Raw genomic sequence first — 12,770 nt, forward strand, 5'->3', positions numbered from 1 at the left:
CGTCCTTCCTTCACAGCGCGCTCCCGCGGCAACGGCGCCAGGTGCTGCTCAACGAGTTTCGGCTCGGTCGGGTGCCAGTGATCACCCGGCCGCCCGGCACCGCGCTCCCTGCGCCTGGGCAACCCCCGCCCCCGGCTGCGCCTGGTCAGCCTCGGACTGACCCTGGTCATGCTGGTGTTCGTGGCGCGGCTCCTCCAGGTCCAGGCCGTCGACGCGCACGCGTACTCGGCCAAGGCCAAGGAGAACCGCTACCTCGAATACACCGTGGCCGCCGAACGCGGCGAGATCACCGACCGCAACGGGATCGCGCTCGCCACCAGCGTCGACGCGTACGACATCACCGCCGACCCGAAGATGTTCACCCCGGCCGAAAGCGGGACGAGGGACGCCCCGGAGCAGGCGGCGGCCCTGCTCGCCCCCATCCTCGGCAAGGACGCGGCCACGCTCACCGCGCAGCTGTCGAAGCCCGGGAGCCGCTACACGGTGCTCGCCCGGCGCCAGACCCCGCAGATCTGGAAGCAGATCAAGGACCTGAAGTCGGTTCTCGCGGACAAGGCGGCCGAGAACGGCGGGAAGGTCACCGGCGCGCTGGCGGGCGTCTTCCAGGAGCCGACGACCAAACGCGTCTATCCGAACGGCGACCTCGCCGCCGGGATACTGGGATTCGTCAACGCCGACGGCAAGGGCGGCGGGGGTCTGGAGTCCCAGTTGAACGAGGAGCTCTCCGGCCAGGACGGGAAGATCAAGTACGCCCAGTCCGGCGGTCGCCGGGTGCCGACCGCCGGCGCCAAAGAGATCCCGGCCGTCGAGGGCACGGACGTCGAACTGACCATCGACCGGGACATCCAGTGGGCCGCCCAGCGGGCCATCTCCGAGCAGGTCGAGGCGTCCAAGGCGGACGGCGGTTACGTCGTCGTGCAGAACACCAGGACCGGCGAGCTGCTGGCCATGGCCAACGCCCCCGGCTTCGACCCGAACGACCTCTCCACCGTCAACTCCGGCTCGCTGGGCAACGCGGCCCTCCAGGACGTCTACGAGCCCGGCTCCACCGCCAAGGTCATGTCCATGGCCGCCGTGCTGGAGGAGGGCGCCGCCACTCCTCTCACGCACGTCACCGTGCCCAACCGGCTGCACCGCGGGGACCGGCTCTTCAAGGACGACATCGACCACAAGACCTGGGAACTCACGCTCAACGGCGTCCTCGCCAAGTCCAGCAACATCGGCACCATCCTGGCGACCGGTCAGCTCGGCAAGACCCAGCCCGAGGCGAACAAGGTCCTCTACTCCTACCTCCGCAAGTTCGGCATCGGCAGCCCCACCGGTCTCGGCTACCCCGGCGAGTCGCCGGGCATCCTGGCCAAGCCCCAGGACTGGTCGACCTCCCAGCAGTACACGATCCCGTTCGGCCAGGGCCTCTCGCTCAACGCCGTCCAGGCCGCCTCGGTCTACTCGACGATCGCCAACGGCGGGGTACGGATCGCCCCCACGCTCGTACGCGGCACCAAGGGCGCCGACGGCCGTTACACGCAGTCCGCGAAGCCCGAGGAGACCCGGGTGGTCAGCGAGAAGACGGCCAAGGAACTCTCCACCATGCTGGAGTCCGTCGTCGGCGACGAGGAGGGCACCGGCACCAAGGCACGCATCCCCGGATACCGGGTGGCGGGCAAGACTGGTACCGCCAACCGGGTGGACCCGGTCAGCGGTGTGTACGACGGCTACACCGCCTCCTTCGCCGGCTTCGCGCCGGCCGACGATCCGCAGATCACCGTCTACTGCGCGATCCAGAACCCCACCAAGGGCGACTATTTCGGCGGCCAGATCTGCGGGCCGATCTACAAGAAGGTCATGGAGTTCGCGCTGAAGACCCTCCAGACCGAGCCGAGCGGCACCAAGGCGCCCGGCCTGCCGGTCTACTTCCAGGCGGGCGACTGAGTCAGGAGGCGGTCGCGGGACGACCGAGGCGCGCGCCGGGCGGACGGAGAGGTTCCGGCCGCCACGCACCGAGGGCGAGCCGCACCGCGCGCCGGACCCGGCCGCGGCCCCGTACGTTCCCAGGGGAGCACCAGTGACAACCATCACCCCCGATCCGGGGAACCGGAACGAGAAGTTCCGAAACCCTGGCCCCTCGCTTCGCGAGAGGCCGGGTCAGCCCGGTACGCTCACCGCCGTGCCCCACGCTGATCAGTACCGAATCACCCAGAAGGACGCGCCCGTGAACTACCCGGGAGCGCCCCGACCGGAACGGCTCCGGCCGACACCCCTCGGCGAGCCGGCGGCCCGCCTGGGCCTCGAACTGCCCACGGCGGTGGAGGTCACCGGCATCACCCACGACTCCCGGGCGGTCCGCCCCCGAGACGTGTACGCGGCTCTGCCGGGTGCCAGGCTGCACGGCGCCGACTTCGCCGCCCAGGCGGCCGGACTGGGTGCCGTCGCGATCCTCACCGACCCCGCGGGCGCCGGCCGCGCCGCCGCCACCGGACTCCCGGTGCTGGTCGCCCAGGACCCGCGCGCCGTCATGGGCGACCTCGCCGCCGAGATCTACGGCCGCCCCGGCGCCGGCCTGCTCCAGATCGGCATCACCGGGACCTCCGGCAAGACCACCACCGCGTACCTCGTCGAGGGCGGACTGCGCGGCGCCGGCCGCTCCACCGGGCTCATCGGCACGGTCGAGACCCGCATCGGCGACGAGCGGATCAAGTCCGAGCGCACCACCCCCGAGGCAACCGACCTGCAGGCGCTCTTCGCGGTCATGCGCGAACGCGGCGTAGAAGCCGTCGCCATGGAGGTCTCCAGCCACGCGCTGGTGCTGGGCCGGGTCGACGGCTGCGTCTTCGACGTCGCCGTCTTCAACAACCTCAGCCCGGAGCACATGGAGTTCCACTCCGGCATGGAGGACTACTTCCAGGCCAAGGCCCAGCTCTTCACCCCGGAGCGCAGCAGGCGAGGGGTCGTCAACTACGACGACTCCTACGGCCGCAGGCTCGTCACCGAGGCCGGTGTCCCGGTCACCACCTTCTCCGCCGAGGGCCACCCCGACGCCGACTGGCGAGCCGAGGACGTCGAAGTCGGCCCGCAGGACAGCACCTTCACCGTCGTCGGCCCCGGGGGCGAGCGCATCACCGCCCGGGCGCCGCTGCCCGGCCCGTTCAACGTCGCCAACAGCCTCGCCGCGATCGTCACGCTGGCCGTCGCCGGGATCGACCCGCAGACCGCCGCCGACGGCGTCGGGGCCGTACCCGGAGTCCCCGGCCGGCTGGAGCGGGTCGACGCGGGGCAGCCGTACCTCGCCGTCGTCGACTACGCGCACAAGACGGACGCCGTGGAATCGGTGCTCCGGTCGCTGCGCAAGGTCACCCAGGGCCGGGTGCACGTCGTGCTTGGCTGCGGCGGCGACCGCGACACCACCAAGCGGGGCCCGATGGGCGCGGCGGCGGCCCGCCTCGCCGACACCGCCGTACTGACCTCCGACAACCCACGCTCCGAGGACCCGCTGGGGATTCTCTCCGCGATGCTCGCGGGCGCCGCCGAGGTGCCCGCACACGAGCGAGGTGACGTCCTGGTCGACGCGGACCGCGCCGCGGCCGTCGCGGCGGCCGTCGCCCGCGCGCTTCCCGGCGACACCGTCCTCGTCGCCGGCAAGGGCCACGAGCAGGGCCAGGACGTCCACGGGGTGGTACGCCCCTTCGACGACCGCCAGGTCCTGCGCGCGGCCATCGAACGCTCCCTGGGGCGTGCCGGCGCCGCGACCGGCGTCACCGACTCGCAAGCCCACGAAGCCCACCACGAGAACAACAGTCAGGGATGACCAAGTGATCGCCCTTTCCCTCGCCGAGATCGCCGAAATCGTCGGCGGGCAGCCGCACGACATACCGGACACCTCGGTCGTCGTCGACGGCCCGGTCGTCATCGACTCCCGGAAGGTGGAGCGAGGCAGCCTGTTCGCCGCGTTCGTCGGTGAGCAGGTCGACGGCCACGACTACGCCGACGGCGCCGTGGCGGCCGGAGCCGTCGCGGTGCTGGCCACCCGTCCCGTCGGGGTGCCCGCGATCGTCGTCGGCGACGTGGTGGCGGCGCTCGGCGCCCTCGCCCGTCACGTCGTCGTCGACCGCCTCGGGCTGCCCGTCGTCGCCCTCACCGGCTCGGCGGGCAAGACCTCCACCAAGGACCTCATCGCCCAGCTCATGGAGCGGATGGGGCCGACGATCTACCCGGCGGGCAACCTCAACAACGAGATCGGCCTGCCGGTCACTGCGCTCCGCGCCACCGAGGAGACCCAGCACCTCGTGCTGGAGATGGGCGCCCGCTACATCGGCGACATCCGCTACCTCACCGGACTCGTCCCGCCCCGTATCGGCCTCGTCCTCAACGTCGGCACCGCCCACATCGGCGAGTTCGGCGGCCGGGAGCAGATCGCCCAGGCCAAGGGCGAGATGGTCGAGTCCCTTCCCGAGGACGGGGTGGCCGTCCTCAACGCCGACGATCCGCTCGTGCGTGCCATGTCCTCCCGCACGAAAGCGAGGGTCCTCCTCTTCGGAGAGTCACCCGAAGCGGACGTACGGGGAGAGAACGTACGTCTCACAGCGGACGGACACCCCGCATTCAGCCTCCACACACCCACCGGGTGCAGCGAGGTGACCATGCGCCTGTACGGTGAGCACCACGTGTCGAACGCGCTCGCCGCAGCCGCCGTCGCCCATGAGTTGGGCATGCCCGTACACGAGATCGCCGAGGCGCTCTCCGAGGCGGGCACCCTCTCCCGCTGGCGCATGGAGGTCACCGAGCGTCCGGACGGTGTGACGGTCGTCAACGACGCCTACAACGCGAACCCCGAATCCATGAGAGCCGCACTCCGTGCGCTGGCCGCCATGGGCAGGGGCCGGCGGACCTGGGCGGTGCTCGGTCAGATGGCCGAGCTCGGTGACGAGTCGCTCTCCGAGCACGACGCGGTCGGACGGCTTGCCGTCCGGCTCAACGTCAGCAAGCTCGTCGCGGTCGGAGGAAGAGAAGCCTCCTGGCTGCAACTGGGCGCTTACAACGAGGGTTCGTGGGGTGAGGAGTCGGTGCACGTGTCCGACGCACAGGCGGCCGTCGACCTGTTGCGCAGTGAACTGCGCCCGGGAGACGTCGTGCTGGTGAAGGCGTCCCGGTCGGTCGGCCTGGAGATGGTTGCCCAGGCACTGCTGGAGAACTCGACCGAAGGCGAGGTCACCGGCCGATGAGGCAGATCCTCTTCGCGGGGGCCATAGGGCTCTTCCTGACCCTGGTCGGAACCCCGTTGCTCATCAAACTGCTGGCCCGCAAGGGGTACGGGCAGTTCATCCGGGACGACGGCCCGCGCACGCACGGCAGCAAGAAGGGCACGCCCACGATGGGCGGCATCGCCTTCATCCTGGCGACGATCATCGCGTACGTCCTGGCGAAGGTGATCACCGGCGAGGACATGCGGTTCTCCGGTGTCCTCGTGCTCTTCCTGATGGCGGGGATGGGGCTCGTCGGCTTCCTGGACGACTACATCAAGATCGTCAAGCAGCGGTCGCTCGGCCTGCGGGCCAAGGCGAAGATGGCCGGCCAGCTGATCGTCGGCATCGCGTTCGCGGTGCTCTCGCTCCAGTTCGCCGACATCCACGGCAACACCCCGGCGTCCACCCGGCTCTCGTTCGTCGAGGACTTCGGCTGGTCGATCGGACCGGTGCTGTTCGTCGTCTGGGCCCTCTTCATGATTCTCGCCATGTCCAACGGCGTGAACCTGACGGACGGTCTGGACGGCCTGGCCACCGGCGCGTCGGTGATGGTCTTCGGCGCGTACACCTTCATCGGCCTCTGGCAGTTCCAGGAGTCGTGCGCCAACGCGATGGAACTCACCAACCCCAGCGCCTGTTTCGAAGTGCGCGACCCACTCGACCTGGCGGTCGTCGCCTCCGCGCTGATGGGTTCCTGCTTCGGCTTCCTCTGGTGGAACACCTCGCCGGCCAAGATCTTCATGGGTGACACCGGTTCGCTCGCGCTCGGCGGCGCCCTCGCGGGTCTCGCCATCTGCTCGCGCACCGAGTTCCTGATCGCCGTCCTCGGCGGTCTCTTCGTGATGATCACCATGTCCGTGGTCATCCAGGTCGGCTCCTTCAAGATGACCGGCAAGCGGGTCTTCCGGATGGCGCCGCTCCAGCACCACTTCGAACTCAAGGGGTGGTCGGAAGTCCTGGTGGTGGTCCGGTTCTGGATCATCCAGGGCATGTGCGTGATCGTCGGTCTCGGACTCTTCTACGCGGGATGGGCAGCCAAGAAGTGAGCACCACCAACTCGGCGGACAGGTCCGACTGGCGGGGGAAGCGCGTCACGGTCGCCGGACTCGGGGTCAGCGGGATTCCCGCCGCCCGGGCCCTGCACGGACTCGGGGCGCTGGTCACCGTCGTCAACGACGGCGACGACGAGCGCTCCCGCGCCCAGGCGGCCGGTCTGGAGGCGGAGGGGATCACCGTGCGCCTCGGCGACGGCGACACCCTGCCCGAGGCCACCGAACTGGTCGTGACCGCCCCCGGCTGGAAGCCCGACAAGCCGCTCTTCCTCGCCGCGGCCGAGGCCGGCGTACCCGTCTGGGGCGACGTCGAACTCGCCTGGCGACTGCGGGGGGCCAAGGGCGGCGAACCCGCCCCCTGGCTCGCGGTGACCGGCACCAACGGCAAGACCACGACCGTACGGATGCTCGCCTCCATCCTGGAGGCCGCGGGGCTGCGTACCGCGGCCGTCGGCAACATCGGCGTCTCCCTGCTGGACGCCGTGCTCGGCGAGGAGACGTACGACGTGCTCGCCGTCGAACTCTCCAGCTACCAGCTGCACTGGGCGCCGTCGGTGCGCGCGCACTCCGCGACCGTGCTCAACCTGGCCCCGGACCACCTCGACTGGCACGGCTCCATGGAGGCGTACGCCGCCGACAAGGGCCGGATCTACGAGGGCAACACGGTGGCCTGCGTCTACAACGCGGCCGACCCCGCCACCGAAGAACTGGTGCGCGAGGCCGACGTGGAGGAGGGCTGCCGGGCCATCGGATTCACCCTCTCCACCCCCGGCCCCTCCCAGCTCGGTGTCGTCGACGGCATCCTCGTGGACCGGGCCTTCGTCACCAACCGGCAGAAGCAGGCCCAGGAGCTCGCCGAGGTCGCCGACGTCGACCCGCCCGCCCCGCACAACATCGCCAACGCGCTCGCCGCCGCCGCGCTGGCCCGTGCCTTCGGCGTGAAGCCCGCCGCGGTCCGCGACGGACTGCGCGCCTTCCGCCCCGACCCGCACCGCATCGAGCACGTGGCGGACGTGGACGGCGTCCGTTACGTGGACGACTCCAAGGCCACCAACACCCACGCCACCGAAGCCTCCCTCGCCGCCTACGAGCCCATCGTGTGGATCGCCGGCGGCCTCGCCAAGGGGGCGACCTTCGACGAACTGGTGAGCGGCGCCGCGAAGCGCCTGCGGGGCGTGGTCCTCATCGGCCGCGACCGGGCCCTCATCCGCGAAGCCCTGACGCGACACGCCCCCGAGGTACCCGTCGTCGACCTGGACCGGACCGACACTGGGGCCATGTCCGAGGCGGTCGCCGAGGCCGCACGGCTCGCCCGCCCGGGCGACACCGTACTGCTGGCCCCGGCCTGCGCCTCGATGGACATGTTCGCCAACTACAACGAGCGGGGCGAGGCGTTCGCGGACGCGGTCCGCGCACTCGCCGACGACAGCGCCTGACAGGACCGGCCCCCGGGCCGTACCGTCCCCCCGGAGACCATGTGCCCGGGGGACGGTACGGTCCGGGCGTCGGGCCGCCGGGCTGTCGCCGCCCCGGGCACGATCAGCGGAGGGGACAGCGACTATGCCGGCCGATGAGGGTCCCGATGCCCTGGGACGGGTCCGCGCGCAGGCACACGCGGCGCGGACCGGCCCCTTCCGTACCCGGTCGGCTCCCCGGGCCGCCCTGGCGGCCCCGTCCGGTTCACCGGACTCCGGGGTGCCCACGCACGCCGGAACGGCCCTGCGGGGACGGCTCGCCACCGGCTCCGGACGCGGGCCCCGGCCGCCCCGCCCGCCGAGCCGCTCCGCCCCCACGCCCCGCCGGCCGCGCGGCGGCGGGGTACGCCGGAGCTACGAGCAGGCACGGCGGGCCTGGGACCGCCCCCTGACCGCGTACTACGTCATCCTCGGCTCCAGCCTGCTGATCACCGTGCTGGGCCTCGTGATGGTCTACAGCGCCTCGATGATCAAGGCGCTGGAACTCGCCAAGCCGAGCACGTACTTCTTCCGCAAGCAGTTCCTGGCCGCCGTCATCGGCGCCGGGCTGATGCTGCTGGCCGCGCGCATGCCGGTCAAGCTGCACCGCGCGCTCGCCTACCCGATGCTGCTCGGCACGGTCTTCCTGATGGCCCTGGTCCAGGTCCCCGGCATAGGGATGTCGGTCAACGGCAACCAGAACTGGCTGTACATCGGAGGACCGTTCCAGCTCCAGCCCAGCGAGTTCGGCAAGCTGGCCCTCGTGCTGTGGGGCGCCGACCTGCTCGCCCGCAAACAGGACAAGCGGCTGCTCACCCAGTGGAAACACATGCTGGTACCGCTGATCCCCGTCGCCTTCATGCTGCTCGGCCTGATCATGCTCGGCGGCGACATGGGCACCGCGATCATCCTCACCGCGATCCTCTTCGGCCTGCTCTGGCTCGCCGGAGCGCCCACCCGGCTCTTCGTCGGCGTGCTCGGTTTCGCCGGGGCCATCGCCGTCCTGCTGATCAAGACCAACCCGAACCGTATGTCCCGGCTCGCCTGCGTGGGCGTCAGCGAACCCGACGCCGCGGGCGGCTGCTGGCAGGCCGCGCACGGAATCTACGCCCTCGCGTCCGGCGGCTGGTTCGGATCGGGACTCGGTGCGAGCGTGGAGAAATGGGGACAACTCCCCGAACCCCACACCGACTTCATCTTCGCCATCACCGGTGAGGAACTGGGGCTGGCGGGCACTCTGTCGGTGCTCGCTCTCTTCGCGGCTCTAGGCTATGCGGGTATCCGCGTGGCCGGACGCACGGAGGACCCCTTCGTGAGGTACGCAGCGGGAGGCGTGACGACGTGGATCACCGCGCAAGCCGTGATCAACATCGGTGCGGTGCTCGGCCTGCTGCCGATCGCCGGAGTCCCGCTCCCGCTGTTCTCCTACGGAGGGTCGGCCCTGCTGCCGACCATGTTCGCGGTCGGGTTGATGATCGCCTTCGCGCGGGACGAGACCGGCGCGAAAGCGGCCCTGGCCCTGCGGAGGCCCGGGGTGAGATGGAAGACGATGAGACGGCGCGTCAAGAAGCGTCCGTCCGGAGAGCGGTGAATTTCGGTGCATGTCGTACTCGCCGGTGGGGGGACCGCCGGCCACATCGAGCCCGCGCTTGCCCTCGCAGACGCCCTGCGGAGGCAGGACCCGACCGTGGGCATCACCGCCCTCGGAACGGAACGCGGCCTGGAGACCAGGCTCGTACCCGAGCGGGGGTACGATCTGGCGCTCATCCCGGCCGTACCGCTGCCCCGTAAGCCCACACCGGAACTGATCACCGTCCCGGGCCGGCTGCGCGGCACCATCAAGGCCGCCGAGCAGATCCTGGAGCGCACCAAGGCCGACTGCGTGGTCGGCTTCGGCGGTTACGTCGCGCTCCCCGGCTACCTCGCCGCCAAGCGCGCCGGAGTGCCCATCGTCGTCCACGAGGCCAACGCGCGCCCCGGTCTGGCCAACAAGATCGGCTCCCGGTACGCCCACGGCGTCGCCGTCTCCACCCCCGACAGCAAGCTGCGCGGCGCCCGCTACATCGGCATCCCGCTGCGCCGCACCATCGCCACCCTGGACCGGGCCCGGGTGCGCCCGGAGGCGCGCGCCGCCTTCGGGCTCGACCCCAACCTGCCCACCCTGCTGGTCTCCGGCGGTTCGCAGGGAGCCCGCCACCTCAACGAGGTGGTCCAGAGGGTCGCGCCACTGCTCCAGCGGTCGGGCATCCAGATCCTGCACGTGGTCGGCCCGAAGAACGAATTGCCGCGTATCGACAACATGCCCGGTATGCCGCCCTACATCCCGGTACCGTACGTGGACCGGATGGACCTCGCGTACGCGGCGGCCGACATGATGCTCTGCCGTGCGGGCGCGATGACCGTGGCCGAACTCTCGGCCGTCGGGCTGCCCGCCGCGTACGTCCCGCTGCCCATCGGCAACGGCGAGCAGCGGCTCAACGCCCAGCCGGTGGTCAACGCCGGCGGCGGCCTGCTGGTCGACGACGCCGCCCTCACTCCCGAGTGGGTGCAGGCCAACGTCCTCCCGGTACTGTCCGATCCGCACCGACTGTACGAAATGTCGCGCGCTGCCGCGGAGTTCGGCCGGCGCGACGCCGACGACCTGCTCGTCGGCATGGTGTACGAGGCGATTGCCGCACGCCGCCAGGCGTGAGGCGGGGCGGGCCCGGGGTGTGCGCCCCGGGCCCGGCGAAGGAGCGAGCGTGGCCGGACCGACGACCGCCCAGCGCGGTTCAGGACAGCAGGCGGACACTCCGGCGCGCGCGCCGCACGCCGGCCCCGGAAGGGGCGGGTTCGCCCGACGCAGGGCGCTGGTCCTCGGCGCGGCCGGGGCCGCCCTGCTCGCGGGGGGCGTCGCCTGGGCGCTGTGGGGGTCCTCCTGGCTCCGGCTGGAGCAGGTCGGCGTGAGCGGGACCGGCGTCCTCTCCCCGGCAGAGGTGGAAGCGGCGGCGTCGGCTCCGGTCGGCTCGCCGCTGATCGCCGTGGACACGGATTCCCTGGAGCAGCGGCTGCGGCGGAAGCTCCCCCGAATCGACACCGTGGACGTCACGCGTTCCTGGCCGCACGGAATCGACATCGAGGTGACCGAGCGAAAGCCGGTCCTTCTGCTGAAAAAGGGCGCAAAGTTCACCGAAGTGGACGCCGGGGGAGTGCGGTTCGCAACCGTGGACAAAGCGCCTGAAAAGGTTCCACTGCTGGAATTGTCGCCCGATCGTTCCGCGAGTCTGCGCCGATTCGGCGGTGACCGTCTGTTGCGGGAAGCGGTCGGGGTCGCCGGCGACCTTCCCGCCGTCGTGGCGCGGGACACCGAGGTGGTGCGGGTGACCTCGTACGATTCGATCTCGCTGAAGCTGACGGGGGGACGGGAAGTGATCTGGGGCAGTGGTGAACAGGGCGCGGTGAAGGCGAAAGTCCTCACCGCTCTGATGAAAGCGGCACCCAAAGCGGGACACTTCGACGTCAGTGCGCCCACCGCTCCTGCTTCTTCGGAGAGTTGACGGGTATTTGGCCTGACCAGCACCCTGGTTGGTCATCGCTACGGGTGATCACATAGGGTGAAAAGAAAAACGGGAGGTTCGGCGTGTTCGTTGAACGTGCGCCACTTGTCGACTTAGTGTCCTGTTCGGAAGAGTCCAAGAAGCAGACACACTGGTAACCCTAAACTTCAGCGTTAGGGTTTGGGTCGGCGTTCGGACCGTCCCCATCGACATCCGTCGTCGCGGCGGGCCACCGCAGAGCGACGACACGTAAATCGAGGCGAGAGGCCTTCGACGTGGCAGCACCGCAGAACTACCTCGCAGTCATCAAGGTCATCGGTGTCGGCGGCGGTGGTGTCAATGCCATCAACCGAATGATCGAGGTCGGTCTCAAGGGCGTCGAGTTCATCGCGATCAACACGGACGCACAAGCCCTGTTGATGAGCGACGCCGACGTCAAGCTCGACGTCGGCCGTGAACTCACCCGGGGACTCGGCGCCGGGGCCAACCCGGCAGTCGGTCGCAAGGCGGCAGAGGACCACCGTGAAGAGATCGAGGAGGTCCTCAAGGGGGCCGACATGGTCTTCGTCACCGCAGGAGAGGGCGGCGGCACCGGCACCGGCGGCGCACCCGTCGTCGCCAACATCGCCCGTTCGCTGGGCGCCCTGACGATCGGTGTGGTCACCCGCCCGTTCACCTTCGAGGGCCGTCGGCGCGCGAACCAGGCGGAGGACGGCATCGCCGAACTCCGCGAAGAGGTCGACACCCTCATCGTCATCCCCAACGACCGGCTGCTGTCCATCTCGGACCGTCAGGTGAGCGTGCTCGACGCGTTCAAGTCGGCCGACCAGGTGCTGCTCTCGGGTGTCCAGGGCATCACCGACCTCATCACCACCCCCGGCCTCATCAACCTCGACTTCGCCGACGTCAAGTCGGTCATGTCCGAGGCGGGTTCGGCGCTCATGGGCATCGGCTCGGCCCGCGGCGACGACCGTGCGGTCGCGGCGGCCGAGATGGCGATCTCCTCGCCCCTGCTGGAGGCGTCCATCGACGGCGCCCGCGGCGTGCTGCTCTCCATCTCCGGCGGCAGCGACCTCGGTCTCTTCGAGATCAACGAGGCCGCCCAGCTGGTGAGCGAGGCGGCGCACCCGGAGGCGAACATCATCTTCGGCGCGGTCATCGACGACGCGCTCGGCGACGAGGTGCGGGTCACCGTGATCGCCGCGGGCTTCGACGGCGGCCAGCCGCCGGCCCGCCGCGAGAACGTGATCGGCGCCGGTGCCACCAAGCGCGAGGAGCCCGCCCCGCCGGCGCGGCCCGAGCCGGTCCGCCACTCGGCCGGACTCGGTTCCGTGCCGGTCCGCGAGGAAGCCCCGGCCCCGGTCGAGGCCGTGCCGGTCGCGAACGACGGCTCGCTGCCGCCGGTCTCGCCGCCGCACGTTCCGACGGCCCGTCCCTACCAGGACACCCAGGCCGAAGAGCTGGACGTACCGGACTTCCTGAAGTGAT

Annotated in this window: 9 protein-coding genes; all 9 read left to right on the forward strand. The window is 70.6% G+C overall.

Annotated elements, in window-relative coordinates; all coding sequences use genetic code 11:
- Positions 1-168 precede the first annotated feature (168 nt).
- Positions 169-1,932, forward strand: coding sequence for a peptidoglycan D,D-transpeptidase FtsI family protein (locus ACWD3D_RS08550; protein WP_451460154.1), 1,764 nt, complete (start codon positions 169-171; stop codon positions 1,930-1,932).
- Between the two features lie 133 nt (positions 1,933-2,065).
- The gene (locus ACWD3D_RS08555; protein WP_451460155.1) at positions 2,066-3,805 is read left to right on the forward strand and encodes a UDP-N-acetylmuramoyl-L-alanyl-D-glutamate--2,6-diaminopimelate ligase; all 1,740 of its coding nucleotides are present in this window, start codon (positions 2,066-2,068) and stop codon (positions 3,803-3,805) included.
- A gap of 4 nt (positions 3,806-3,809) precedes the next feature.
- The gene (locus tag ACWD3D_RS08560) at positions 3,810-5,219 is read left to right on the forward strand and encodes a UDP-N-acetylmuramoyl-tripeptide--D-alanyl-D-alanine ligase (protein WP_451460156.1); all 1,410 of its coding nucleotides are present in this window, start codon (positions 3,810-3,812) and stop codon (positions 5,217-5,219) included.
- Positions 5,216-6,286 carry a phospho-N-acetylmuramoyl-pentapeptide-transferase gene (gene mraY / locus ACWD3D_RS08565; protein WP_266703376.1) on the forward strand — a complete coding sequence of 357 codons (1,071 nt, stop codon included), beginning with the start codon at positions 5,216-5,218 and terminating at the stop codon, positions 6,284-6,286. The genes ACWD3D_RS08560 and mraY overlap by 4 nt, the downstream gene beginning before the upstream one ends.
- Complete coding sequence (gene murD / locus ACWD3D_RS08570; RefSeq protein WP_451460157.1) at positions 6,268-7,728, forward strand: UDP-N-acetylmuramoyl-L-alanine--D-glutamate ligase; 1,461 nt, start codon at positions 6,268-6,270, stop codon at positions 7,726-7,728. The genes mraY and murD overlap by 19 nt, the downstream gene beginning before the upstream one ends.
- 124 nt (positions 7,729-7,852) lie before the next feature.
- The gene (ftsW, locus tag ACWD3D_RS08575; RefSeq protein WP_451460158.1) at positions 7,853-9,337 is read left to right on the forward strand and encodes a putative lipid II flippase FtsW; all 1,485 of its coding nucleotides are present in this window, start codon (positions 7,853-7,855) and stop codon (positions 9,335-9,337) included.
- Between the two features lie 6 nt (positions 9,338-9,343).
- On the forward strand, positions 9,344-10,438 hold the full coding sequence (gene murG / locus ACWD3D_RS08580; RefSeq protein ID WP_451460159.1) for an undecaprenyldiphospho-muramoylpentapeptide beta-N-acetylglucosaminyltransferase: 1,095 nt from the start codon (positions 9,344-9,346) through the stop codon (positions 10,436-10,438).
- 49 nt (positions 10,439-10,487) lie between these two features.
- On the forward strand, positions 10,488-11,282 hold the full coding sequence (locus ACWD3D_RS08585; protein WP_451460160.1) for a cell division protein FtsQ/DivIB: 795 nt from the start codon (positions 10,488-10,490) through the stop codon (positions 11,280-11,282).
- 275 nt (positions 11,283-11,557) lie between these two features.
- Positions 11,558-12,769 (forward strand): cell division protein FtsZ, encoded by a 1,212-nt coding sequence (gene ftsZ, locus ACWD3D_RS08590; RefSeq protein ID WP_451460161.1) that lies wholly within the window; start codon positions 11,558-11,560, stop codon positions 12,767-12,769.
- Position 12,770 lies beyond the last annotated feature (1 nt).

It is taken from the genome of Streptomyces sp. NPDC002690 (assembly GCF_053592415.1).